21 protein-coding genes are annotated in these 24,260 nt (G+C 71.0%); 11 read left to right on the top strand and 10 right to left on the bottom strand.

All coding sequences use genetic code 11. From position 1 onward, the window contains the following. Positions 1-8: 8 nt before the first annotated feature. Positions 9-2,378: a lantibiotic dehydratase gene (locus tag RV986_RS48745; RefSeq protein ID WP_475923522.1), complete on the bottom strand. Its 2,370-nt coding sequence runs from the start codon at positions 2,376-2,378 to the stop codon at positions 9-11. Between the two features lie 500 nt (positions 2,379-2,878). Here RV986_RS48745 and RV986_RS48740 point away from each other — a divergent pair, with 500 nt between their 5' ends. Next, positions 2,879-3,262 carry a hypothetical protein gene (locus RV986_RS48740; protein WP_475923521.1) on the top strand — a complete coding sequence of 128 codons (384 nt, stop codon included), beginning with the start codon at positions 2,879-2,881 and terminating at the stop codon, positions 3,260-3,262. Between the two features lie 177 nt (positions 3,263-3,439). Here the strand turns inward: RV986_RS48740 and RV986_RS48735 are convergent, their stop codons facing one another. Continuing rightward, positions 3,440-4,420, bottom strand: coding sequence for a CU044_5270 family protein (locus RV986_RS48735; protein ID WP_475923520.1), 981 nt, complete (start codon positions 4,418-4,420; stop codon positions 3,440-3,442). Continuing rightward, the gene (locus RV986_RS48730; RefSeq protein ID WP_475923519.1) at positions 4,413-4,976 is read right to left on the bottom strand and encodes an RNA polymerase sigma factor; all 564 of its coding nucleotides are present in this window, start codon (positions 4,974-4,976) and stop codon (positions 4,413-4,415) included. The genes RV986_RS48735 and RV986_RS48730 overlap by 8 nt, the downstream gene beginning before the upstream one ends. Positions 4,977-5,081: 105 nt before the next feature. Here RV986_RS48730 and ctaD point away from each other — a divergent pair, with 105 nt between their 5' ends. After that, positions 5,082-6,767: an aa3-type cytochrome oxidase subunit I gene (gene ctaD, locus RV986_RS48725; protein WP_475923518.1), complete on the top strand. Its 1,686-nt coding sequence runs from the start codon at positions 5,082-5,084 to the stop codon at positions 6,765-6,767. After that, positions 6,764-7,111 carry a hypothetical protein gene (locus RV986_RS48720; RefSeq protein WP_475923517.1) on the top strand — a complete coding sequence of 116 codons (348 nt, stop codon included), beginning with the start codon at positions 6,764-6,766 and terminating at the stop codon, positions 7,109-7,111. Before ctaD ends, RV986_RS48720 begins: the two co-directional genes overlap by 4 nt. On the opposite strand, the gene RV986_RS48715 is transcribed toward RV986_RS48720, so the two are convergent. The 3 genes from RV986_RS48715 to RV986_RS48705 form a co-directional block, all read right to left on the bottom strand. Further along, positions 7,098-7,262 (bottom strand): hypothetical protein, encoded by a 165-nt coding sequence (locus RV986_RS48715; protein WP_475923516.1) that lies wholly within the window; start codon positions 7,260-7,262, stop codon positions 7,098-7,100. The two genes, RV986_RS48720 and RV986_RS48715, sit on opposite strands and share 14 nt — an antisense overlap. Before the next feature lie 204 nt (positions 7,263-7,466). Continuing rightward, positions 7,467-7,766 carry a hypothetical protein gene (locus RV986_RS48710; protein ID WP_475923515.1) on the bottom strand — a complete coding sequence of 100 codons (300 nt, stop codon included), beginning with the start codon at positions 7,764-7,766 and terminating at the stop codon, positions 7,467-7,469. Positions 7,767-8,201: 435 nt separating this feature from the next. Beyond that, complete coding sequence (locus tag RV986_RS48705) at positions 8,202-8,873, bottom strand: TetR/AcrR family transcriptional regulator (RefSeq protein ID WP_475923514.1); 672 nt, start codon at positions 8,871-8,873, stop codon at positions 8,202-8,204. A 171-nt stretch (positions 8,874-9,044) separates the two neighbouring features. Here RV986_RS48705 and RV986_RS48700 point away from each other — a divergent pair, with 171 nt between their 5' ends. After that, positions 9,045-10,301 (top strand): YncE family protein, encoded by a 1,257-nt coding sequence (locus tag RV986_RS48700; protein WP_475923513.1) that lies wholly within the window; start codon positions 9,045-9,047, stop codon positions 10,299-10,301. A 4-nt stretch (positions 10,302-10,305) separates the two neighbouring features. On the opposite strand, the gene RV986_RS48695 is transcribed toward RV986_RS48700, so the two are convergent. After that, a complete protein-coding gene (locus tag RV986_RS48695; protein WP_475923512.1) occupies positions 10,306-12,174 on the bottom strand; it encodes an endoglycosylceramidase in 1,869 nt (622 codons plus the stop codon). A 66-nt stretch (positions 12,175-12,240) separates the two neighbouring features. Then, positions 12,241-14,241: a GTP-binding protein gene (locus RV986_RS48690; RefSeq protein WP_475923511.1), complete on the bottom strand. Its 2,001-nt coding sequence runs from the start codon at positions 14,239-14,241 to the stop codon at positions 12,241-12,243. Between the two features lie 249 nt (positions 14,242-14,490). Between RV986_RS48690 and RV986_RS48685 the strand changes: the two genes are divergently transcribed. Genes RV986_RS48685 through RV986_RS48655 form a run of 7 tightly spaced genes read left to right on the top strand, consistent with a single transcriptional unit; the run spans position 14,491 to position 22,138 of the window. Beyond that, the gene (locus RV986_RS48685; RefSeq protein WP_475923510.1) at positions 14,491-14,961 is read left to right on the top strand and encodes a (2Fe-2S)-binding protein; all 471 of its coding nucleotides are present in this window, start codon (positions 14,491-14,493) and stop codon (positions 14,959-14,961) included. Further along, positions 14,958-17,345 (top strand): xanthine dehydrogenase family protein molybdopterin-binding subunit, encoded by a 2,388-nt coding sequence (locus tag RV986_RS48680; protein WP_475923509.1) that lies wholly within the window; start codon positions 14,958-14,960, stop codon positions 17,343-17,345. Before RV986_RS48685 ends, RV986_RS48680 begins: the two co-directional genes overlap by 4 nt. Continuing rightward, entirely contained in the window at positions 17,342-18,193 is an 852-nt protein-coding gene (locus RV986_RS48675) for an FAD binding domain-containing protein (protein WP_475923508.1), read from the top strand. Before RV986_RS48680 ends, RV986_RS48675 begins: the two co-directional genes overlap by 4 nt. Positions 18,194-18,198: 5 nt before the next feature. Then, positions 18,199-19,098, top strand: a complete 900-nt coding sequence (locus tag RV986_RS48670) for an AAA family ATPase (RefSeq protein WP_475923507.1) — start codon at positions 18,199-18,201, stop codon at positions 19,096-19,098. A gap of 17 nt (positions 19,099-19,115) precedes the next feature. Then, positions 19,116-20,291 (top strand): vWA domain-containing protein, encoded by a 1,176-nt coding sequence (locus RV986_RS48665; RefSeq protein WP_475923506.1) that lies wholly within the window; start codon positions 19,116-19,118, stop codon positions 20,289-20,291. Beyond that, the gene (locus RV986_RS48660; RefSeq protein WP_475923505.1) at positions 20,284-21,510 is read left to right on the top strand and encodes an XdhC family protein; all 1,227 of its coding nucleotides are present in this window, start codon (positions 20,284-20,286) and stop codon (positions 21,508-21,510) included. Before RV986_RS48665 ends, RV986_RS48660 begins: the two co-directional genes overlap by 8 nt. Continuing rightward, on the top strand, positions 21,494-22,138 hold the full coding sequence (locus RV986_RS48655; RefSeq protein ID WP_475923504.1) for an SRPBCC family protein: 645 nt from the start codon (positions 21,494-21,496) through the stop codon (positions 22,136-22,138). Before RV986_RS48660 ends, RV986_RS48655 begins: the two co-directional genes overlap by 17 nt. Before the next feature lie 5 nt (positions 22,139-22,143). Here the strand turns inward: RV986_RS48655 and RV986_RS48650 are convergent, their stop codons facing one another. Both RV986_RS48650 and RV986_RS48645 read right to left on the bottom strand, forming a co-directional pair. Further along, a complete protein-coding gene (locus RV986_RS48650) occupies positions 22,144-22,668 on the bottom strand; it encodes a metallophosphoesterase family protein (RefSeq protein ID WP_475923503.1) in 525 nt (174 codons plus the stop codon). 60 nt (positions 22,669-22,728) lie between these two features. Continuing rightward, complete coding sequence (locus RV986_RS48645; RefSeq protein WP_475923502.1) at positions 22,729-24,234, bottom strand: hypothetical protein; 1,506 nt, start codon at positions 24,232-24,234, stop codon at positions 22,729-22,731. Positions 24,235-24,260 lie beyond the last annotated feature (26 nt).

The raw sequence follows: 24,260 nt of genomic DNA, 5'->3' as shown, positions 1-24,260 counted from the left end.
CGACGCCTTCACCGCGCCCTTCGTTCCGAGCCTGTTGAGCTGCCATACGGCGGCCCCGCCGTGTCCCCGCCGAACACGGCGTATCTGAACTCCGACGTGACTTTGCCCCGGCTGCTCGCGAGCCACAGCCGGTCCGGTGCGGGGATCATCTCGGACACGACGAGGGAGCGGTTCCCCGCCGCCTTCGCCAGGTGGGAAACCTGGCGGACCAGCAGCGGGCTGTCGAGGTCGCAGTAGAGCGGCTTCACCTCTTGGGGGAACTTCACGAACACGTGCCGGGGAAGCCGATGCCTGGTCCGCAGGTCCTGGACGCCCCGGAAGCCGGCAAACCAGGTACGGCCGTGGAACGCGGTGGCCGGCAGGGCCCACATCGCGCGCTGGAGAACCACTCGCCCGTGCACCAGGCGCGGCAGGCTGGGGCGGTCACCGAGGGGTACGGGCAGGCCGTCGACCCGCTGGGGGAAGGAGAACGGGGCGAACGGATTGCGGGCGCGCACCCCCTGCCAGTACAGGGGCGGCGAGGTGAGCCGCAGACCGCGATCGCCACCGGGCCGGTGCAGCCGCAATCCCCGTGCCGTGTCGCTGATCATCAGCTCGTGCAACCGTGTCCGCGCGTGTACCGACAGCGGTGAGCGGTCGCCGGCCTCGACGTCGAGACAGGGAAGGTCGGTGCGCGCATAGTGCTTGCTCCGGTGCCGGTGCGTCACATCGGCGAGGTCTTCGTCCGGCTCCAGGATGGCCCGATAGGCCTCGGCGACCTGTTCACCGAGTGCCTGATCGGGCGATGCCTTTTCCATCCACGGAGCGAACAGGCTGTGCGACAGACCCTCCTCGGCGGCGTGCAGATCCCCTACCACCGCCAGGAAGTCCCCACGGGCCACCGCGTCCGCATCCTCTGCGGCGAGCATCAGGTCGGGGTTGCAGACGGCAGGTGAGGGCTCGTCCGTGAGGGCACGTGCCGCGGCGATCGCCTCGGCGGAAATGTGGTGGACATGCCCGGTCTGCTGGGCCGGTGCGAGGAGCGCCGTCAACGCGACGGACCTGGCGGAGACCACGGCCTCCACTTCGTCGAATCCGGCGGACAGCGCCGCGTCGTGCCGCAGACAGGCGGTGACGAAGTCATGCACCGTGACGGTCGCGCCCGCTCCGAAGACACCCTGGAACCAGCGCCGCATCATCCGGCGCGTCTCCTGCAGCCGGACCCGGGGCAGCACCAGGAACAGGTCGTAGACGAAGGCGAGTTCACGCTCCATCAGACCGGGCAGCGGCTCACCGATCAGCATGGAGCCGTACTCGCTGCTGCAGTCTTCGTTGTAGACGGTGCGATCGCCGTACGTGACCCCTGCGGCCCGCCGCGGGGCCTCGCCCGTCGCCGCGGTGAACGCCGTCTCGACCGCGGTGATCGCGGTGGCTCGGCGGTGCTCGTCGGATGCCGACGCCAGATCCTCCAGCGCGGCTTCCACCGCGTCGAGATGCTGCTCCGCCTTGTGATGGGCGGACTCGACGGCGCGGCTGCGCAACAGTGCCAGCGCGTCGTGGACGCCGTAGGGAAATTCCGGGCCGGTCACCACCGCGCCGAGCTCTTCGAGTGAACGCAGTGCTGTCACCGCTCGGGCTTCGGGCAGGGGCGTGCCGCATACGGCCGCGTCCCGTTCGAGGATCTCGGCCACCGAGCGGCTGCCGTCGCACCAGCGCAGTATCCGCGCCTCGGTTGCGGTGAGGCGGCGCTCCGTCACGCCCGTCACGGCGTCGGGCAGCCGCTCGTGGCGTTGGGCGAAGTCGTAGCTGACAATGCTCACGTCGTTTCCGGCCAGGTGGCAGCCGGGCGTGGTGCGGGGCCGCCACCAGGAGTGGGGGGCGGCTGTGTCCGCGAGGAAGGACTCCTGCAGCCGTTCCGCCGCCCAGTACGAGAGCCGGACCTGCCTCAGCGGCGGACCGGGCTCGCGGCTCAGTCCTTGACGGCTGCGGGACAGCAGAGCCGGAGTGATGGGTCCGACGTGACTGGTCGTCTCGTTCTTCGCGCAGTACCGCTGGAGCATGCGGGTCAGTGTGTCGATCCGCTGCCGGTCCGCGCTGCGCCAGCCGTCCGTGGTGGCGGCTCGTCGGTCCACCCATGCCGACAACAGGCGCCAGAGCGAGGGATTCGCGAACTGAACGGCGTCGCGCAGCGCGGGCTCCTGCTGGAACCGCCGTATGACGGCTGTGGACGTCTCCACCACTTCTGCTTCGTAGGCAGCCTGTGCGGTGGTCGCGTCGCCGTGCCGAAGTGCGGACACCGCCGCACCGGACTGCAGGTTGTCGAGCCAGGAGGAGGGGAGGCCGGCGCTGCGTACGACCACGTGGGGGAGAGCCCGCCAGGGCGCTGGGACTCCGGTCACCTGCCGCTCCGCGCTGGGACGGCGCCCCGGGGCGGTGTTCGTAAGAAGAGGAGAACGTGACACCCCGCTGCCAGCAGGTCGGACACTGAACACCGCCCTCGTTACGTGTGAAACGAGCTGCGCAAGAAGTTCGATCGAGCCTGCCTATGGGGCGACAGCCCTGTCAAGTACGGCCCAGTGGCGTGGGGTGACCGCACAGTGATTTTTGGTCAACTCCTGGGGGTGGCGCAGTGACCCGTCCGGGTCGGCGGACGGCTCGTCGGGGTGGAAAGGGAAGAGACCGGCCGAACCGCTTCGCCTGCCGTCTTGCACAGTTGACCGGGCGCCGTTCTTGAGCGTTGGTGCCGCGGACTCACCACGGTGACCATCGATGGGGAACCAGGGACGGATCCTGATCATCCAAGTCCGTACGCGTAAGTTCGTACGCGTAAGTCCGTACACGTAAGTTCGTACACGTAAGTTCGTACGCGCACGAGAGATCGGGTTACGGGGGAACGACGGTGAACGAGGCAGACACCAGCACCGGGCACAACGGTCGAGCGCGGGTTTCCCCCTGGAGACCCGCTCTGGTCAACCTCGCCCTCGGTGTGCCCGCCGTCCTGCCGCTCTACCTGGCGTGGTGGCTGCTGACCGAGTACCTCCCGATGGACTGCCGGACCACGGCCGACCTCGCCACACCCGGCCTGACCAACTGCAACTACACCACCCTCGACCATGCCGGCGTCGTCATGTTCCTGCTGGCGGCAACCGGCGTCCTCATGATGGCACTGGTGATCGCCGTCGATGTGCTCCGCCCCCGCCGTCGGGGACAGCGCCTCACGACATGGCTCGGCACCGCGGTGTTGATCCCCCTCCCGTTCACCGTGCTCATGACCCTGGCCTGACGAACGGGTCCGTGCCGCGCGCCCGGGCGAGTGTCCCGCGACGGTGCCGGTCGGCACGCCGAAGGCGCTGTCGGGCGACCCGGCTTCGTGTCCTGCGCCCCCGGCGGCAGCGTGCGGCTCCTCGACGCGTACGACGTCGCACCGACGCGGCGCCCGGCAGGGGCGTTTCGGGGGCGCTCAACGCATCCAGGCGCTGTACGACATCACGTCCCCGGCCTTGACGCCGTACTCGGGATCGTCCTTGGTGACGGTGTCCTCGATGCCGAGTACGGCGCCGGTCCTCGGGTCGAGGATCAGCATCCGGCGAGTGGGGTACGCGGTGTCGTCGTACACGTACGCCTGCCCCTGCCTGCCCAGCCGGTCGGTGACCGCTCCGGCCGGGCGCAGCCCCTTCGCGTCGGCGAGGACGCGGAGGAGCGCGGCGTCCTCGCGGGTGCCGAGCGTCCAGTTGTCCAGCAACTCGGCGACGGCGTCGAGGAGTGGGGAGGTGCCCATCGTGCCGGTGCGGTCGGTCTCCGCAAGGTAGGCGCGCAGCCCCTCGGCGTCGTGCGGGGGCCGGGCCTGCGGCGGGGCGTCGCTCCAGCTCGGCGGGTAGGTCTGCCGGCTGAGCACGTGCCCGTCCTCGACCGTGCGGGGGACGGGGTCGGCGTCGGTGAGGACCGGCCTGCCCGGGTGGCGGGGGTCGGTCGCCACGACGAGTTCCGTGTGGCTGCCGTCGGCCTTCCAGCGGACCACGCGTTCCTCGGGGAGGGTGATCGGCGGCCGGGCCCCGGGCCCCAGGCCCATGCTCCAGGTCTGTACGTGGGTGCCCTGGACGAGCCGCAGCGAGCCGCTGGACGCCGCCACCGTGCCGGCGAGCCGGTCCAGGGGTACGGGGGTGGAGTCCGCCTCGACGATCAGTGGGCCCGGTGCGGCCACGGCCGGGGTGGTGGTCGATCCCGACAGCGTGAGCGTCAGGACGACGACACCGACGGCGGCCGCGGTAGCGACGCTCCAGACCCAGCGGCGCAGCGGGCGGGGGCGCCCGCTGTCCCGGTCGGCGTGCAGCAGTCGGTTGAGGCGACGCTCCGCGTGCTGGTCGAGGGGGCGGTCGTGGAAGCGGGGGTCGGCGGCGGTCACCGGGTTGGCGCGGCGCAGGATGTCGAGTTCGTCAGCCATGGCCGTGCTCCTTCGATGTGTCGCGGCCGGGCGGGGCGGTGCCGGCGGCCACGGTGACGTGCATACGGTCGATCTCGGCTCTGAGCCGGCGGCGGGCGCGGTGCAGGCGCATGGTCGCGGCGCGGGTGCCGCAGCCGAGGGCGACGGCGACCTCGTCGACGCCGAGTTCCTCCCAGGCCGTGAGGCGCAGTACCTCCTGGTCGGCCGGGGAGAGCCGGGCCAGGGCCTCGTGCACCCAGTCGCCCGGCGAGGCGGAGTCGGGACTGTCGACGACCTGCCTGCCGTGCGCGCTCTCGTCGTTGCCGAGCCGGTCGACGAGCCTGCGACGGCGCCCGTAGCCGCGTACGGCGTTGGCCAGGCAGTGGCGTGCCACTCCGTACAGCCAGGGAAGCGGGGACGGCGGGAGGTCGGACCGGCGCCGCCAGGCGACGGTGAAGACCTCCGCCACCACCTCCTCGACATCACTGCTCTGGCCGTCCAGTCGCCTCGCCACATAGCGGCTGACCGCCCAGTAGTGCTCGCGATAGGCAGCGGCGAAGATCTCGTCGTTGCTCATAGTCCGTAAGTGTCCGGCAGGGGTGCGATCGTCACAGCTGTCGGTGTGACGATCGTCGCTTCACCCAAGTGTGACGGTGGGCCCGGCGCCGGACACAGGCGGGGCATGGAAAGCACCACAGTGACGACGCCGTCCGCAGCCCCTCCCACGCGTGCGCGGCGTCCTGGATTCGCCGCGGTGAAGTGGCTGACCACCACGGATCACAAGACGATCGGCACGCTGTATCTGGTCACGGCGTTCGGCTTCTTCTGCGTCGGCGGGGTGATGGCGCTGCTGATGCGCGCCGAACTGGCCCGGCCCGGTCTGCAGATCATGTCGAACGAGCAGTTCAACCAGGCGTTCACGATGCACGGCACGATCATGCTGCTGATGTTCGCGACGCCGCTGTTCGCCGGTTTCGCGAACTGGATCATGCCGCTGCAGATCGGCGCGCCCGACGTGGCGTTCCCGAGGCTGAACATGTTCGCGTACTGGCTCTATCTCTTCGGCTCACTGATCGCTGTCGGTGGTTTCCTGACGCCTCAAGGTGCCGCCGATTTCGGCTGGTTCGCCTATGCGCCGCTGTCGGACGCGGTCCGCTCGCCGGGCGTCGGCGCCGACATGTGGATCATGGGTCTGGCCTTCTCCGGCTTCGGCACGATCCTCGGCTCGGTCAACTTCATCACGACCATCATCTGCATGCGCGCGCCGGGAATGACGATGTTCCGTATGCCGATCTTCGTATGGAATGTGCTGCTCACCGGTGTGCTGGTGCTGCTGGCCTTCCCCGTGCTGGCGGCGGCGCTGTTCGCGCTGGAGGCGGACCGAAAATTCGGTGCGCATGTGTTTGACGCCGCAAATGGCGGAGCCTTGCTCTGGCAACACCTCTTCTGGTTCTTCGGCCATCCGGAGGTGTACATCATCGCCCTGCCGTTCTTCGGCATCATTTCCGAAGTCATTCCGGTGTTCTCCCGCAAGCCGATGTTCGGCTACATGGGCCTCATCGCCGCGACGATCTCCATCGCCGGTCTCTCCGTGACCGTGTGGGCGCACCACATGTACGTCACCGGCGGCGTACTGCTCCCGTTCTTCTCCTTCATGACGTTCCTCATCGCCGTGCCGACAGGCGTGAAGTTCTTCAACTGGATCGGCACGATGTGGAAGGGGTCCTTGAGTTTCGAGACCCCGATGCTGTGGGCGACCGGCTTTCTGATCACCTTCGTCTTCGGCGGTCTGACCGGTGTGATGCTCGCCTCGCCGCCGATGGACTTTCCGGTCTCGGACTCGTATTTCGTGGTGGCGCACTTCCACTACGTGATCTTCGGTACGGTCGTGTTCGCGATGTTCTCCGGATTCCACTTCTGGTGGCCGAAATTCACCGGCAAGATGCTCGACGAGCGCCTCGGAAAAATCACCTTCTGGACGCTGTTCGTGGGTTTCCACGGCACGTTCCTTGTCCAGCACTGGCTGGGTGCGAACGGTATGCAGCGCCGTATTCCCGACTACCTGGCGGTGGAGGGTCTGACCACTCTCAACACGGTGTCGACCATCTTCTCGTTCCTTCTCGGCAGTTCCCTCCTGCCGTTCTTCTACAACGTCTGGAAGACCGCCAAGTGCGGCGAGAAGGTCGAGGTCGACGACCCATGGGGTTATGGCCGTTCGCTGGAGTGGGCCACGTCCTGTCCGCCGCCGCGGCACAACTTCCTCACGCTGCCGCGCATCCGCAGTGAATCCCCCGCCTTCGACCTGCACCACCCGGACATCACGGCGGCGGCCGTCCCGCCGGAGGCTCCGCGGAAGGCGCTGCGATGACGGCCATGGACGACCGTCCACCGGCCCCGCGCACCCTCGTCAACGAGTTCGAGGGCTATTTGCTCATCGAGGCCACCCGGGCCGAAGGACGGGCGGAGGCGGCTCGCTTCACCCGCTCCCTGGCCTGGTTGACGGACTCCCAGCGGGAGGAGGTGGAGGAGCGCTACACCGACACCTACCTGGCGCTCAACCGCCGCTCCTGGGAGCGGACGGCTCGGCGGAGCCGCGAACTGCGGTCCGAGTACGAGGCTGTGTACCGCGCCCTACGACGACGCCTGTGCACCGGGGTCGTACTCGCTGCCGCCCTCGCTCTGGTGATGCTCCTCTCCGTCAGCCGACGGTGACCTCGGGGGCGAGGCCGGCGCGCGGAAGCATCCTGGCCGAGGCGTCCGCCAGATCGCGCATCACCGACAAGTAGGGCTCGCCGCCGCCCAGCTCATCGAGAAGACGGTGGGCTTCGTCACGGAACTTGTGGAGGTCCTGCTCGAAAGACATTGCCGAACTCGCGCCAGAGCTCCGCCCTCCCCTTCTCGGCACCCGCCGACGCGGCGGCCATCGCGGTGACCATGCTGAAGGGGGCGCCGGATCTCCCTCGGTACGCCCTGACCACCGAGTCACGCGTGGCGGCACCCGCATCTGCGCGCAGATCACTCGGCTGGCCTTCGGTCGCGACGATCCAGCACCTCACGATCTCGGCCGTCAGGGCGCCGCGCACCGATTCCGCGACGGCCGACGACTGGACGACGAGAGAGGCAGGGGACTTCCGGCGACGACCGCGGCGAGCAGCGCCTCGCCCTCGCCGAGGCCACCGGCACCGGCACCGGCACCGGCACCGGCAGCGCCCTGCCCATCGGCCAGGTCGTCGAGAGGGCACGCCGACGTCCACCACCGCTCATGTACGACAGCCGGCGGCACGGCCGGTTCGGGCGTACCCGTCTCCATGGCGTGCACGATCAGCGGAAGCACCGCCAGCGGGTACTTGAACTCCCGGTTCCGCACGAGTTCCGCGACCGCGGCCCGTACCGCGCCGGACGGTCGCGCTGCGGGACACCGGCGGTGAGCCCTCCGTACCGGCCACAGCGAGCGCGGCCCGCGACCGCTGTCGGCCCCGGTCGTCCTCCCTGTGGAGGACGTGCCGAAGTCATGTCATGCATTCCGAGTAGCCGGGATGTTCGGCACGCGCACGACGACGCGGCAGGTTGTGAGCGGACAGGATGGGTGATGCCCGGAGCGCCCGTGTTCACATCTCGTCTCCGGGCCGTTGGGCCGTGCGGGCCCGCGGCTACCCCCAGCCGTGGGTCCGCCGGCAGGGGGCCTCCTCGAAGCGGAGGCGGTCCCGCCGCGCCGAATCCGTGGGGACGGGGCACGGCGCACCATCCCGGGCCCGGCGGTGAATACCGATGGATTCGCCGCCGGGTTCGAGAACAGGTCGTCTCACTGGGCCCCGGGGCCCTGCGGGCACCACCCCGCCGGTCGCAGAATCCCCAACAGCTGTCGGACCAGTTCCTCGACCACCTCGTCGAGGGTGGCGTCCACCCAGCCGGCGCGCCAGTCGTGCAGGAGGCCGTTGACGCTGCCGATGAAGGCGGTGGCGGCGAGCCGGTAGTCGCGGGGCGCCGCCTCGCCGCGGGCGGCGGCCGCGGTCGCCTCGGCGCAGATGAACTCGACCCAGCGGGCGCGGCGGGCGAGCCGCTGCTCCTCCAACCGCGGGCTGACGCCGATGACTTCGACGAAGGTGATGCGCACGCGGCGCGGATCGCCCGTCACGTTCGCGGCATAGGCCCGGAAGATCGCGGTGGCCCGCTCGGCGAGCGGCAGACCCTGGGCCCCGGCGAGCGCGGCGAGGGCGGCCTCCTCGGCCCAGTCGTTCACCTGGAGGTGCAGGGCGGCCAGGACGTCTTCGAGGGTGCGGAACTCCTCGTAGAACTGACGTGTCGACAGACCCGCCGCCTCGCTGAGCGCCGCGACGGTGGTGGACCGGAACCCGGGGCTGTCGCCGAACAGTTGGAGGGCGACGGCCAGGAAGCGTGCGCGCCGTTCGGCCTGCCGTTCCGCGGCGGTCCTGCCGCCGTAACGGCCGGTCGGCTGTTTGATCCTGCCCGCCACACGTTCCTCCCCCGTCGTGCGGGCGAACCGCTCGCCCTCGGACGATTTTGTCGTGCACGGACCCTTGTGGAGAGGGGCACCCCCTCCTTACTTTCCAGTAAGCAAAATCTGAACGCGCTCGTGTTCAGATTTTTCGGCACCCGCACCCCCCACCTACGACAAGGACCCGCCATGTCTGTCCTCAGACCCGGCCACCTCTGTACGCTCGCCGCCGCCGTCGCCCTCACCTTCACGCTCGGCGGTACGGCGACCGTGGCCTCCGCACAGGCCGCCGCGGCCGATCTGCGCGAAGTGATGTTCGTCGGCAACAACTGGGACGGCACCGCGGACGTCATCAAGTCCACCGGTGACTTCGCGAAGATCGGCCGGATCAATGTCGTCCCGGACAAGGACGCCCGGATGGCGGAGATCAACGCCGATCCCATCAAGTGGATCTACTTCCAGGCCATCCGCAACGGCGTCGGCGAGGGCCACGACCAGCTCGTGGACGACATGTACTCCACGCCCGACGGCAAGTCGGTGGTCGTCTCGCGCCCCAGCTTCGCCGACGTCGTCTCCATCGACCTCGCCACCGACAGGATCAACTGGCGCTTCCCCGTGTCGGGTTACCGCTCCGACCACATGGCGGTCTCCCCGGACGGCACCCGCGTCGCGGTCTCCGCCTCGACCGCGAACACCGTGCATGTGCTCGACATAGACACCGGCAGACAGCTCGGCTCCTTCGCCACCGGCGACAAGCCGCACGAGAACATCTTCACGCGCGACGGCAAGTACATCTGGAACATGGCCATCGGTGATGTGAACACCGCGCTCGACGACCCCTGGCTGGACTGGACGAAGGGCGACCGGCACATCACGGTCGTCGACGCGACCACCTACAAGCAGGTCAAGGTGATCGACATGCGGCAGCGGCTGGACGCGATCGGGCTCACCGACTTCTCCGACGCGGTCCGGCCCGCCGTCTTCAGCCCCGACGAGTCCAAGCTGTACTTCCAGGTGTCGTTCTTCAACGGCTTCCTGGAGTACGACGTCGCCACCGACCGGCTCACCCGGGTGAAGACCCTGCCGATGAACCCGGCGACCAGCACGGACCGCACCACCTGGGTCAACGACTCGCGGCACCACGGTATTTCGATGAACCCGGCCGGCACCAAGCTGTGCGTCGCGGGCACGATGGACGACTACGCGACCGTCGTGGACCGCTCGACGCTGCGGGAGGGCCCGCTCGTCCCCGCTTCCAAGCCGTACTGGGCGACCGTCAGCGGGGACGGCAAGGAGTGCATCGTCTCCGAGAGCGGCGCCGACCAGGTCACCGCCATCGACTTCGCCACCGGGCAGAAGACGGTGTCGGTACCGGTCGGCGACCACCCCCAGCGCGTTCGCCTCGGCCATGTGGAGGCGAACTGGACCAGTCCCACAACCAGTTGACCGCCTAGTTGACCGCGCTCGCGGCCCACGAGGTCAGTTCGGAGCGGGCCGCGCTCAGCAGATCGGCGGACGGGGCCGTCGCCCCGTTCGTGACCAGCGCGTAGTGCAGGGTCCCCGAGTCCGGTGCGGTGAGCAGCAGTCGGCGGCTGCCGGTGCCGCCCGGCTCGGGGGCCGCGGCGATCGGGGTCGTGGTGGTGTAGGCGGGCGGGGAGTACACCGTGCCGAGGTCCGAGACCACGGTGGTGGACGAGGTCGGGAAGGAGGCCGGGAGATGGAGTTCGGTGGGAGCGCTGCCGCCGCCCGAGCGCCACAGCAGCAGCCCGTACTGGCCCGATCCGACCAGTTGGGAGACGCGCGGCAGGGACGAGGGCACCGGATTCCAGGTCAGCGTGGTGGAGCCGTCCCGGGAGCGGTCCTCGTAGGTGAAGGCGACCGTGCTGCCCGAGGTCGCGCTCGGGTAGACCCGGTCCAGCAGGCGGGCGTCCTGGCGCAGTACGGCCGTACCCGAGTCGTCGAGGCGTACGGCGGAGAGGTCCTCGTCGTTCCAGGCGTCACCGGAGGTGAGGACCTTGCTCGCGTTGCCGTTCATCAACTCGTGATGGCGGCCGTTGTAGATGTCCCACTGCCACTGGTTGCCGGAGAGGACCGGGCCGGAGGACGCCGGTCTGGTCCACCAGGTGGCGCCCGGCAGGCGGGAGTCGAGGGCCTGGTACATCGCCTTGTCGACGGTCGGGGCCTTGCCGGCGACCGTTCCCGACAGCGGATGGCCGAACTCGCTGACGATCGCCGTCGTCCCCGCGGCCGAGGCGCGGTCGCGGACCGTCCCGAAGTCGGTGGCGTACTGGCCGTCCTCGGCATTGCCCCACATGAGGATGCCCGAGATGGCCTTCTGGTCGTAGAAGTGGGTGTTGAAGACATAGCGCGGGCCGAGCGTGCCCGCGTCCAGCAGGCCGCCCTCCTGCTTCTGGGAGTCGATGTTGGAGTTCCAGAAGAGGTTGGCTTCGACGAAGGCGGGCTTGCTCTGCCAGCCGGCCGCGTCCATCCGGGCCCGGAACTTCACATAGAACGGCCAGAGCAGGTCCCGCTCCCAGGTGCGGCTGGTCTGCCCGGAGTCATAGGTGCCCGCGTACGGCTCGTTGAACGGGTCGAAGCCGACCAGGCCCGCGAACTGGGCCGTGGTGAGGTGCTGTCTGACGTAGGTCATGGTGGCCTGGGCCGTGGTGAGGAAGGCGTCCTGGAGGCCGTAGGTGTTGTGCCAGAAGTCGTACTGCGCCTGCTTCACGGCCCCGTTCTGGGTGATGTTCTGGCCCCAGAAAAGGCAGATCCCGCAGGACTCACTGGGGTAGTTCCCGGCGTCCACGGCCCACTTGGGGGCGCCGTCGCCGGTGTACCAGCTGCCCGTGTTGAAGAGGTAGCGGGAGTAGAGGTCCTGGTGGAAGTCGGGGTACACACGGATCCCTACGTCCAGGAAGGCGCGCATCTGGTCGGTGGCCGCGGCGAGGTAGGCGGTGTCCACCTGGCCGCGCACGGGTTCGGCGTAGGCCCAGGAGAGCAGGAACCGTACGGAGTTGCCGCCGCCGAGGGCACGCAGGGCCGTCGCGGACTTCTTGGCGTCGGCGACCGAGGCGAAGGGCAGGCCACTGTTCTCTGCGAGTTTTGTCTCGCCGGAGACGTTGTAGCCGCGCAGGACGACCTCGCGGCCGAGGCCGTCGAGGAAGCGGCCCTTGTCGACCGTGAGAGTGGCCGCCGCCGGTGCGTCGAACCACAGGGAGTCGGGGAGTCCGTCCGCGGCGGCGGGCTGGGCGCCCGCCGCCGAGAGGAAGCCGGTGAGAAGTACCAGGACACCGAGCAGACGCGCGCGAAACTTCGGCATGTCCACAACAATCGCCGTTGCGCAAGGAGGCGTCAATACTTCTGACTCTGGAGTAAGTTTCAGCTTCTACACGCCCACTCGGCGCGTCAGGTTCAGCAGATACTCCTTCCGGTCCAGCGGATTGAGATCCGTACGCGGGCGATCGGGGACCACGCCCCGGACGACCGGCGCGTAGTGGTCGAAAGCGCATTCCAGCTCGCCCTCGCCGCGCGTCAGCCCCGGGAGCCGCTGCTCCAGTTCATGCACCCGGGCGACCGGGATCCGGCCCTCCAGCACACACGACGCGCCGTGCGTCCCGCTGGTCTCCGGAGCGGCTCCCCGTTCGGCCAGCGCGGGCAGCAGCACGCCCAGCGTGTCCGCCGGAGCCTCGATCCGGAAGCGGTGCATCGGCTCGTACACCCGGGTGCCCGCCGCCCGCAGCGCGCTCATCACCACCAGCGGGGTCAGCCCCCGGAAGTCGGCGCCCGTGCTGGACATGCTCTTGTCGAAGCCCTGGTGGGAGTGGCTCTGCCGGGGCGAATAGCCGGAATGGGTCATGGCGACCGCGCAGTCGGTGACCTGCCAGCCGTGGATTCCCTGCGCCAGCGTCTCCCGCACGGTGTCCTCGACCGCTTTGAAGAACGCGTACGGCATCGCTCCGAGTTCCACCTCCAGCCGGAATGCCACACCGGAGCCGACCGGCGCCGGCTCGATGCGCAGTCCGACGGTCGCGAGAAAGGGATTGGGGTCCTTTCCGTTGAACTCGACCGCCGCGCCGCCGCCCACCGGCCGCTCGACACACAGGGGGGTCGTCTCGCGGAACAGCACGTCGATGCCGAACTCATCGGCCAGCGTCGCCTGGATGACCTCTTTCTGCACCTCTCCGTACAGCGAGACGGAGGTCTCCCTGCGCAGGGCATCGTGGCGCAGACCGATCAGCGGGTCCTGTTCGGCCAGTTGGGTGAGCGCGGAATGCAGCGCCCCTCTGTCACCCGGCCGGCCGGGAAGGACCACGGTTTCGAGGGTCGGCGGCGAGAAGAGGTGCTCGTCCGCCGACGTCTTGCGCGGTACGCCGATGGTGTCGCCGATGCGGATGTCCGCGAGCCCCCAGAGCTTGCCGATCCGCCCGGCGGCCACGGCGGGCGCGCGCACCGCCGCGCCGCGGTCGAAGACGCTGATCGCCGTGACCTTGGCCTCCTCGGCGTCACCCAGGGGCAGCCGGTCGCGCGTACGCAGCGTCCCGGAGAACATCCGGGCGTACGCGATCTTCTCCCCGGCGGGCCCGCGCTCGACCTTGAAGACGGTGGCCGAGACCGGGCCGTCGGCGTCCCCCTCCGCGCGGGGCAGCAACTCCTTGATGCCCGCGATCAGTTCCCCGATGCCCGCGCCCGTCATCGCCGAGCCGAAGAACACGGGGTGCAGCAGGGCGTCCCCGGTCTGCCGCACAAGGGCGGTGCGGAGCCGGTCGTGCGACAGCCGGCCCTCGACGAACGCGGCCAGCAGTGCGTCGTCGTGCTCGGCGAGCAGGTCGAGCAGCGGCGCGCCGCGCCCGGCCTCGTCGAACAGGGCCGCACCGAACGGGGTGAAGCGGGCGCCCCGGGTGCCCGGTGCGCCGACCTCGCCCATCGGGACGATCGCCGGAGTGAGCCGTGCCGAGATGTTCTCCAGCACCCGCTCGCACCGCGCCCCGCCACGGTCGATCTTGTTCACGAAGACGAGGGTCGGGATCCGCAGGCGCCGCAGCGTCCGCATCAGCACACGCGTCTGCGCCTGTACGCCCTCCACGGCGGAGATCACCAGCACCGCGCCGTCGAGCACGCTCAGCACCCGCTCCACCTCGGCGATGAAGTCCGGGTGTCCCGGGGTGTCGATCAGATTGACCGTCACGTCGTCGATCGCGAACGAGACGACGGCGGATTTGATCGTGATACCGCGCTGCCGCTCCAGCGCGAGGGAATCGGTCTGGGTATTTCCGTCGTCGACGCGACCGATCTCGTCGATGACCCCGACCGAGTACAGCAGCCGCTCGGTCAGACTTGTCTTACCGGCGTCTACGTGCGCCAGAATTCCCAGGTTGAGCATATGCACCGGGTGTCATGTCCTTCGAAATGGGAGTGATTCCTTCCTGGGTGGACATGAGCGGTGTGCGCATTGCTGCTCCCTGATCTCCTGGCGGACGCGTCCCCCGTAGTGCAGCAGGCGGACTCGCGCGGCGGCAACGGATTAACGCTCAACAAATGCCTGCCGCAGCACTCGCCCCTCCCGGGACCCGGTCCTAGAGTGACGCACAGCACGTAAAATGGCTGATACCCCTCACCTTGCTCTCCGGGAGGGCACATGACCCGCATATCGGTGAAGGTGGACGGCACGACGTACGAGGACGAGGTGGAACCCCGCCTCCTCCTGGTCCACTATCTGCGCGACCGCCTGGGTCTGACCGGCACCCCGATCGGCTGTGACACGTCGAACTGCGGGGCCTGCACGGTCGACCTGGACGGGGAGACCGTCAAGAGCTGCTCGGTCCTCGCCGTCCAGGCGGACGGGAGTGAGGTGACCACCATCCAGGGGCTGGCCAGCGACGGGGAGTGGCATCCGCTGCAGAAGGCGTTCCACGAACTGCACGCGCTCCAGTGCGGGTACTGCACTCCCGGGATGATCATGGCGGCCCGGGATCTGCTCCGCGAGAACCCGGCCCCCGGTCCGCAGGACGTGCGGGAGGCCCTGGAGGGCAATCTCTGCCGGTGCACCGGCTACCAGAACATCGTGCGCGCGGTGCTCGCCGCCTCCGGACAGGAGGTCGCGCCGTGACCGACCAGATCACCGAACACGAACGCGAGGTCGGCCGCTCCCGCCCCCGCAAGGAGGACGCCCACCTGGTCACCGGGCAGACCAACTGGACGGACAACATCACCGTCAACGGCCTGCTCCACCTGGCGATCCTGCGCAGCCCCATGGCGCACGCCCGTATCGACCGGGTCGACGTGGCCCCCGCGCTCGAACGGCCCGGCGTCGTCGCCGCGTTCAGCGGCCAGGACCTCGCCGACGGACTGGGGTCGCTCCCCTGCGCCTGGCCGGTCACCGAGGACATCGTGCTGCCCGACCACCCGCCGATCGCGGTCGACGAGGTGCGGTACGCGGGCGACCCGGTGGCCGTCGTGGTGGCCCGCGACCGGTACGCCGCCGCCGACGCCCTGGAGTCGATCGAGGTCGACTACACACCGCTGCCCCCGGTGCTCGACCTGGAGGCCGCCCTCGCCGAGGACGCCCCGCTGGTCCACGCCGACAAGGGCACCAACCGCTGCTATGTCTGGCCGCTGGCCACCGGTGCGGACTACGCGACCGTACGGGAGCGCGCGGACGTCGTCCTCAAGCGCCGCTACCTGCAGCAACGTCTGATCCCGAACGCGATGGAGCCGCGCGCCGTCGTGGTCACCCCGCTCGCCGCCTCCGGCGAGTACACCGTCTACTCGTCCACCCAGATCCCGCACATCCTGCGGATCATGCTGGCCGTCGTCACCGGGATCCCGGAGCAGAAACTACGGGTGATCGCCCCCGACGTGGGCGGCGGCTTCGGCTCCAAGCTCCAGGTGTACGGCGAGGAGGCCCTCGCCCTGGCCGTCGCCCGGCGCCTGGGGCGGCCGGTGAAGTGGACCGAGTCGCGCTCCGAGGGCTATCTCGCCACCCACCACGGCCGCGGCATGATCCAGGACATCGAGGTCGCCGCCACCGGCGAGGGCAGGCTGCTCGGCCTCAAGGTCGACCTGCTCGCCGACATGGGCGCGTACCTGATGCTCGTCACACCGGGCATCCCGATCCTGGGCGCCTTCATGTACCCGGCGATCTACAAGATGGACGCCTACGACTTCACCTGCACCGGCGTCTTCACGACCAGGACCCCCACCGACGCCTACCGCGGCGCCGGACGCCCCGAGGCGACGTACGCCATCGAACGGATCATGGACGAGCTGGCCGTCGAACTCGGCCTGGATCCGGTCGAGTTGAGGCGCCTGAACTGGATCAGGCACGAGGAGTTCCCGTACACGTCCGTCGCCGGTCTGACGTACGACAGCGGCAACTACGAGGCGGCCACGGACAAGGCCCTCGCGCTCTTCGGATACGACGCGCTGCGCGCCGAGCAGCGCGAGCGCAATGAGCGCGGCGACCCGGTGCGCCTGGGCATCGGGGTGTCCACGTACACCGAGATGTGCGGGCTCGCGCCCAGCCGGGTGCTGCGGGACCTGCGGTACGCGGGCGGCGGCTGGGAGGCGGCGAGCATCCGAATGCTGCCGACCGGCAAGGTCGAGGTGGTCACCGGCACCAGCCCGCACGGACAGGGGCATGTGACCTGCTGGAGCCAGATCGCCGCCGATGTGCTGGGCGTGCCCTTCGAGGACGTCGAGGTGGTGCACGGCGACACCCGGGCGGCGCCGCAGGGCATGGACACCTACGGCTCGCGGTCGCTCGTCGTCGGCGGAGCGGCCGTCCATCACGCGGCGCGGAAGGTGGTCGAGAAGGCGCGGAAGGTGGCCGCGCATCTGCTGGAGGCCGATGAGCACGACCTGGAGTTCACCCACGGCGTGTTCTCCGTCAAGGGCTCGCCCGAGGCGCGCAGGACCATCCAGGAGATCGCCTTCGAGACCTTCTCCTCGCACGACCTGCCCGACGGCATGGAACCGACGATCAACGCCGAGCACCTCGTCGACCCGGAGAACTTCTCCTACCCGCACGGCACCCATCTGTGCGCGGTCGAGGTCGACACCGAGACCGGCCGCACCACCATCCGCTCGTACGTCTGCGTCGACGACGTCGGCCGGGTCGTCAACCCGATGATCGTCGAGGGGCAGGTGCACGGCGGGCTCGCGCAGGGCATCGCCCAGGCTCTGTACGAGGAGGCCGTGTACGACGACGAGGGCAACCTCGTCTCCGGCACCATGGCCGACTACCTGGTGCCCTCGGCGGCGGACCTGCCCGCGTTCGTGACCGCCCGGACCGAGACCCCCGCGACCTCGAACCCCCTCGGTGCCAAGGGGGTCGGCGAGTCGGGGACCATCGCCTCCACACCCGCCGTCGTCAACGCCGTCGTGGACGCGCTGCGCCCGCTGGGCGTGACCGAGGTGGTCATGCCCTGCACGCCGCAGCGCGTCTGGGAGGCCCTCGGGGCCGCCCGCGCCGCCAAGGAGGCCTCGACATGATCCCTCCCGCGTTCGAGTACACGAGGCCCGCGAGTGTCGAGGAGGCCGTGCGCACCCTCGCTGAGACGGGCGAGGACGCGAAGGTACTGGCGGGCGGGCAGAGTCTGCTGCCGCTGCTGAGGCTGCGGCTGGCCTTCCCCGAACTCGTCGTGGACGTCGGCCGGATCCCGGAGCTGCGCGGTGTCCGCGAGGTCGGCGGCCGGCTGGTCATCGGCGCGATGACCAGCCACCACGACGTCCTCCACGACCCGCTGGTGCGCCGGCACGCCGGACTGCTGGCGGCGGCCACCGCCACGGTCGCCGATCCCGCCATCCGCCACCGCGGCACCCTCGGCGGCGCGCTCGCGCACGCCGATCCCGCCAGTGACCTGCCCGCCGTGATCCTCGCGCTGGACGCGACGCTGATCGCGGAGGGGCCGACGGGGCGGCGCGCGATCCCGGCCCGCGCGTTCTTCGTGGACTATCTGCAGACCGCGTTGCGCCCGGACGAACTGCTGGTGGAGGTGGAGATCCCGACGACCGAGGGCTGGGGCTTCCACTACGAGAAGTTCCAGCGGGTCGCGCAGGCCTGGGCGGTGGTCGGCGTGGCCGCGCTCGTCCGCCGGGACGACGGGCACCTCGCCGAGTCCCGGATCGGGCTGAGCAACATGGGCTCCACTCCCCTGCGGGCCACGGCGACCGAGGCGGCCCTCAGCGGGGCGGACGCCGAACCGGGCGCGGTGGCGCGGGCCGCCGAGGCGGCGGCGGAGGGCACCCATCCCTCGTCCGATCCGTCGGCCTCGCCCGAGTACCGCGCGCACCTGGCCCGGGTGCTCACGCGGCGGGCGGTACTGGCCGCCCTGGAGTAGCGCGCATGCCCGAGCTGAGCGTGCCCCAGGTGAGCGGACCCGAGGAGGTGCGGGACCGGCTGGAGAAGACGGGCTACCTCGTCGACGACGGGCTCGCCGTGGCCTGCTTCCTCGCACTGCGGCTGCACCGACCGCTGTTCTGCGAGGGCGACGCGGGCGTGGGCAAGACCGCGCTGGCGTCCGCCCTCGCCGAGGCGACCGGCGCCCCGCTGATCCGGCTGCAGTGCTACGAGGGCATCGACGCCTCGCAGGCCCTCTACGACTGGGACTTCCCGCGCCAGCTGCTGCATCTGCGGGCGGCCGAGGCGGCGGGCGTGACGGACGCCGACCGGCTCGAAGGCGAGCTCTACGACCGGCGGTTCCTCGTCACCCGCCCGCTCCTGCGGGCACTGGAGACCCGGCCGTCCGTACTGCTCGTCGACGAGATCGACCGCGCGGACGACGAGTTCGAGGCCTTCCTGCTGGAGCTGCTGTCGGAGTACACGATCACCATCCCCGAACTGGGCACCCTGCGGGCCGAGGTGCCGCCGGTCGTCGTGCTGACCTCGAACCGGACGCGGGAGGTGCATGACGCGCTGAAGCGGCGCTGCCTGTACCACTGGTTCGACCACCCCGGGTTCGGCCGTGAACTCGCCATCGTACGAAGGAGGTTGCCGCAGGTCGCGGCTCGTCTCGCCGAACAGGTGACCGCGCTCGTCCAGGCCCTGCGCGCCGAGGACCTGCTCAAACCGCCCGGGGTCGCCGAGACCATCGACTGGGCGGAGGCCCTGGACGCGCTGGGAGCCACCGAGGTGGACGCGGAACTCGCCGTGGCCACGCTGGGGTCCGTACTGAAGTACCGGGAGGACACCGAGCGGGCCCGCGGGCTCGACCTGTCGGCGATCCTCGCGGCCCGAGAGACGTGACCGGGATGGGCCCGGCCATGGACACCGCAGTGGGGCGGGGCATCGACGCGACCGCCGTGGTCGTCGGCTTCGCGCGGGCCCTGCGCGCCGCGGGTGTCGACGCCGCACCCGACCGGGTGCAGGCCTTCCTCGGCGCGCTCGACGTTCTCGATCCCGTCGCCCGCTCCCAGGTGTACTGGGCCGGCCGGCTCACCCTGTGCGGTGCCCAGGACGATCTGGAGCGCTACGAGCGGGTCTTCGCGGCCTACTTCGGCGGGCGGACCGAGGGCACCCCGGCCCGGCCCGCTCCCCCGCCCCGGCAGCGGGCGGTCGTACGCGGCGCCGATTCCGCTCCCCGCGCGGCTCGGCGGGCCCCGGACGCCGTACCGGTGCCCTCGCTGGCCGCCTCCACCGACGTCCTGCGCCACCGGGACTTCGCCGAACTGACGGCCGCCGAGCGTGCCCGACTGCGGCGGCTGCTGGCCGCGTTCACGCTGCGCGGCGAAGCACGGCGCACCGCGCGACGGCAACCGGCCCGGCGCGGCGACATCGACCCGCGGCGCACCGTACGGGAGCTGCTGCGACACGGCGGCGAACCGGTACGGCCCCGACGGCACGCGCGCTCGGACCGGCCCCGCCGGGTGGTGCTGCTCGTGGATGTGAGCGGTTCGATGGGACCCTACGCCGACGCGCTGCTGCTGTTCGCACACGCGGCCCTGCACGGCGGCCGTACCGGGGGCGCGCACGGCGGCCGTGCGGGAGCCGGGGCCCGCGCCCGCACGGAGGTCTTCACGATCGGGACCCGGCTGACCCGGGTGACCCGGGAGCTGGCGCACCGCGATCCGGACACGGCCATGGCGGCGCTCGCGGCCGCGGTCCCGGACTGGCGCGGCGGCACCCGGCTCGGCGAGATGCTGCGCGGCTTCCTCGACCGGTGGGGGCGGCGGGGCATGGCACGCGGCGCGGTGGTCGTGCTGCTGTCCGACGGCTGGGAGCGCGGCGACCCGGCCCTGCTCGCGGACCAGATGCGCCACCTGCACCGGCTCGCGCACCGGGTGATCTGGGCGAATCCGCGCAAGGCCCGCCCCGGCTACGCGCCGCTGGCCGCGGGGATGGCGGCGGCGCTGCCGAGCGTGGACGCGTTCGTCGAGGGGCACAGTCCGGCCGCGCTGGAGCGGCTGGCGGCGGTGGTGAGAGGAGCGAGCGATGCGTGAGATCCTCCCGGCGCTGAACGGGTGGTACACGGCGGGTGCCCCCTTCGGGCTCGCCACGGTGGTCGCGGTCAGCCGCAGCGCGCCCCGCGACCCGGGCGCCGCGATGGCCGTGGGCCCCGGCGACGAGGTCGTGGGCAGTGTGTCCGGCGGCTGCGTCGAGGGAGCGGTCTTCGAGCTGGCCCAGGAGGTGGTGACGTCCGGCGAGGCACGTCTGGAGACCTTCGGGTACAGCGACGAGGACGCCTTCGCCGTGGGGCTCACCTGCGGCGGTGAGATCACCCTGCTGGTGCGCAGGGTGACGCCGGACGAGGACCCCTCCTTCGGCGCGGTGGCCGGGTCGGTGGCCGCCGGGCGCCCGGTGACCGTGGCGACCGTGATCGGCGGGCCCGCGCCGCTCGGGGCCACCCTCGCGGTGTGGCCGCGGGAGCAGGCCGGTTCGCTGGGCACGACCGGTCTGGACGTGGCCGTCGCCGCCGACGCCCGCGGCGAACTGGCCCAGGGCGCCACGATCCGGCGGCACTACGGTCCGCACGGCGAGCGCCGCGAGGACGCCGTCACCGTCTTCCTGCACTCCTTCGCACCGCCCCCGCGCATGCTGGTCTTCGGCGCGATCGACTACGCGGCCGCGGTGGCCCGCATCGGCGACTTCCTCGGCTACCGGGTGACCGTGTGCGACGCCCGCCCCGTCTTCGCCACGCCGAAACGGTTCCCGGCCGGCGTGGAGGTCGTCGTCGACTGGCCGCACCGCTATCTGCGCGGGACGACGACCGACCCGCGCACAGTGATCTGCGTCCTCACCCACGACCCCAAGTTCGACGTGCCCCTGCTGGAGGAAGCACTGCGCCGGCCAGCGGCGTACATCGGGGCGATGGGCAGCCGCCGTACCCACGACGACCGTCTCAAACGGCTGGTCGACGCCGGTCTGTCGGACGACGAGCTGTCCCGGCTGCGCTCCCCGGTCGGGCTCGACCTCGGAGCCCGTACGCCCGAGGAGGTGGCCGTGTCCGTCGCCGCGGAGATCGTCGCGCTGCGGTGGGGCGGCAGCGGGACGCCGCTGACGGCGACGGGCGGGGCGATCCATGCCGGGCGCCCGCACCTCGACGAGCCGGCCGGAGCGGCAGAAGGAACAGGAGGAGTCGAAAGAGCCGGAGGAGTCGGAGGGGTCGGAGGAGTCGGAGGAGTCGGAGCACCAGGAGGAAGAGATGGAACTGCACCATGAGTTCACCGTTCCCGTACCGGTCCGGGATGCCTGGCGGGTGCTCCTCGACATCGAACGGGTGGCCCCCTGCATGCCCGGCGCGACGGTGGACGACTACGACGGCAAGACCGTGACCGGTTCGGTGAAGGTGAGGGTGGGCCCGATCACGGTGACCTACCGGGGCACCGCCGTCTTCGAGGAGCAGGACGAGACGGCACACCGGATCGTGCTGGCGGCGAACGGCAGGGAGACCCGGGGCCAGGGCACCGCACGGGCCACCGTCACGGGCACGCTCAGCGAACACGACGGCGGCACGGCGGTGTCGGTGCGGACCGATCTGACCGTGACGGGGCGTCCGGCGCAGTTCGGGCGCGGGGTCATGGCGGAGGTGGGCGACAAGCTGGTCGGGCAGTTCGCGGACTGTCTGTCGGAGCGGCTCATCGCCTCGGAAGCACACGACGAGCCGATGGCCTCGGCCGTCCCGCCCGTCGAACGGGCCGGGCCCGTGGAACCGGTCGAACCCGCCGAGCCGATCGATCTGCTGCGCACGGCCGGGATGCCGGTCGCCAAGCGCGTGGGGGTCGCGGTGGCCGCGACCGTCACGGCGGTGGTGCTGTTCCTGCGCCTACGGCGGCGCCGGCACACCTGAGTCCGTCAGTCGGCCTCCGCGGGGGTCCCGGTGCGGGGCGGCAGCCGGTGCAGGGTCACCTCGGTCAGCCTGCCCTCGGACACGGTCGCCGTCATGTACGTGCAGTGGGGCCGGCGGCGGCGGTCGGTCGGGGAGCCCGGGTTGAGGAGCCGCAGGCCGGTCTCGGCGGTGGTGTCCCAGGCGATGTGGCTGTGGCCGAAGACCAGGACGTCGAGGTCGGGATAGCGGTCGGCGCAGCGGCGCTCCCGGCCCTGGGCGGCGCCGGTCTCGTGGACGACACCGAGGCGCAGGCCGTCCAGGTCCGCGCGGGCCACCTCGGGGAGCCGGGCGCGCAGGTCCGGGCCGTCGTTGTTGCCATGGACGGCGACGAGCCTGTGCGCCCGCTCCTCCAGCAGGTCGAGGGTGGCGATGTCCACCCAGTCGCCCGCGTGGACGACCACGTCGGCGAGCGGGAGTTCGGCCATCAGCTGCGAGGGCAGTGCCTTGGCCCGCTTGGGCAGATGGGTGTCGGACATCAGGAGCAGACGCACGGCGTCCAGCCTAGGTGGGCGGTGACGACATCGGCGCGCCCGGCGCACACCGGTCGACGTTCAGTCGCTGGGCCGACCGTCCGCGAGCCCGTCCACCAGCCGCCGTATCACCGCCAGGTCCAACGCGGGGTTCGCGGCGGCCGCATGGGCCAGCTCCTCGTCGTCGAGGAGCTCCGCCAGGCGGGGCGGCGGGAGATTCGGATGGCGGGCCAGCGCGGCGCGTACCCCCGGGTCCGGGTCCTTGGTGAGGCGCTCCACGGTGGCCGGCGCGGTCTCGGGGTCGCGTGCGACCAGGGCTCTGACCTCAGGGTCCTCGTGGTCGACGAAGGCCGCCAGGCCGGCGGTCGGGAAGTTCGGGCGGGTGATGAGGTGCGCGCGCTGGGGGCCGGTGTACTCCAGGAAGCTGCGCAGCAGGAGGGACGCGGGGGCGTCCGGATGGTTCTGGGCGAGCGTGACGCGTACACCGAGGTCGTCGTCGGAGGCGAGGCGTGCCACGAGGTCCGGCGGCAACGAGTGGACCGTGGCCGCCTCCCGGCGCAGCATCGGATGGGCGGAGCGTGCGTCCCGGCGGACGTCCTCGGGGTCCCGGGGCACCTCAGGTGCCTGGCGGAAGCAGAAGCCGCGGTCCATGGGGACCTCGTAGTCGATCGCGGCCCGCTCCGCCTCGCTCAGTGCGGGGTGCACGGACACCGCCAGCCGTACCTTCGGGTCGGGGTCCACGGCGAGCGCGCGGCGCTCGGCGGGCCCGAGATCCGCACGGCGTGCGATCTCCTTCCGTACCTCCGGGTCCGGATCGGCGGCCAGGAGGACCACCACGTCGGCGGGGAGGCTGGGGTTGCGGGCGATCATCGCCCGCTCGCCCTCCCCGACCGGAGCGGTCAGGACACGCTCCACCACGGCTCTGGTGAGCGGCTGGTTGCACAGCATGCCGGTGCGTGTGTGGCAGGACATGGCGGGCAGCGCGCTCTCCACCCACACCGGGTCCTCGTTCCGCGCGTGCAGCAGCGCCGTTTCCCGGACGTCCTCGTCGGGGTCCGCCAGCAGCGCGGCGCGCGCGGCGGCGGGCAGCCGGCCCCAGGCGCCGACCCCGCAGCGGCGGACCTTCGGATCCGGGTGGGTGTGCATGGACCGGCGCAGTTCGGCGGAGATCTGCTGGTGGAAGAAGCCCTCCAGTTCGTCACTCCCGTACGTACTGATCATGTGGATGACGGCCTCGTCCGGCAGCGGCTCGGGGCGGCCCCGGAAGGGCATCCTGGGCCCGTCGGCGAGGTGGGCGCGGACGAACCACTCCGGATCGTCGACCAGTCGTACCCGCCGGGCCGGCTCGACATGGGGATTGCGGGCCAGGAAGCTGCGGGTGTAGGTGTCGGGGTGCTCGATCGCCGCGTCCACCACGGCTTCGGGCAGGGCCCGGTCCCGGCACAGCACCATCCGTACCGCCGCCGGACCGTCGGCGAGCAGCCGCAGCAGGAGCTCCTGCGGAGTGGAGGGGTTGAGCGCCACCCCCGCCAGTCGTCGCGCGGCCGGATCGGCGTCCTCCCAGATCTGCTCAGGCGTGCGCACCATGCCCGGTGACCCCCCGTGTGTCGGTC

It is taken from the genome of Streptomyces sp. RLA012 (assembly GCF_056270325.1).
Note: the sequence above shows the minus strand (reverse complement) of the source record. Positions and strands in the feature narration are given on the sequence as shown.

Coding starts and splice junctions, on each gene's coding strand:
- RV986_RS48735 (WP_475923520.1), bottom strand. CDS start 4,420: ATGGCTGACGAACTCGACATCCTGCGCCGCGCCAACCCGGTGACCGCC.
- RV986_RS48730 (WP_475923519.1), bottom strand. CDS start 4,976: ATGAGCAACGACGAGATCTTCGCCGCTGCCTATCGCGAGCACTACTGG.
- ctaD (WP_475923518.1), top strand. CDS start 5,082: ATGGAAAGCACCACAGTGACGACGCCGTCCGCAGCCCCTCCCACGCGT.
- RV986_RS48720 (WP_475923517.1), top strand. CDS start 6,764: ATGACGGCCATGGACGACCGTCCACCGGCCCCGCGCACCCTCGTCAAC.
- RV986_RS48715 (WP_475923516.1), bottom strand. CDS start 7,262: ATGTCTTTCGAGCAGGACCTCCACAAGTTCCGTGACGAAGCCCACCGT.
- RV986_RS48700 (WP_475923513.1), top strand. CDS start 9,045: ATGTCTGTCCTCAGACCCGGCCACCTCTGTACGCTCGCCGCCGCCGTC.
- RV986_RS48695 (WP_475923512.1), bottom strand. CDS start 12,174: ATGCCGAAGTTTCGCGCGCGTCTGCTCGGTGTCCTGGTACTTCTCACC.
- RV986_RS48685 (WP_475923510.1), top strand. CDS start 14,491: ATGACCCGCATATCGGTGAAGGTGGACGGCACGACGTACGAGGACGAG.
- RV986_RS48675 (WP_475923508.1), top strand. CDS start 17,342: ATGATCCCTCCCGCGTTCGAGTACACGAGGCCCGCGAGTGTCGAGGAG.
- RV986_RS48670 (WP_475923507.1), top strand. CDS start 18,199: ATGCCCGAGCTGAGCGTGCCCCAGGTGAGCGGACCCGAGGAGGTGCGG.
- RV986_RS48665 (WP_475923506.1), top strand. CDS start 19,116: ATGGACACCGCAGTGGGGCGGGGCATCGACGCGACCGCCGTGGTCGTC.
- RV986_RS48660 (WP_475923505.1), top strand. CDS start 20,284: ATGCGTGAGATCCTCCCGGCGCTGAACGGGTGGTACACGGCGGGTGCC.
- RV986_RS48655 (WP_475923504.1), top strand. CDS start 21,494: ATGGAACTGCACCATGAGTTCACCGTTCCCGTACCGGTCCGGGATGCC.
- RV986_RS48645 (WP_475923502.1), bottom strand. CDS start 24,234: ATGGTGCGCACGCCTGAGCAGATCTGGGAGGACGCCGATCCGGCCGCG.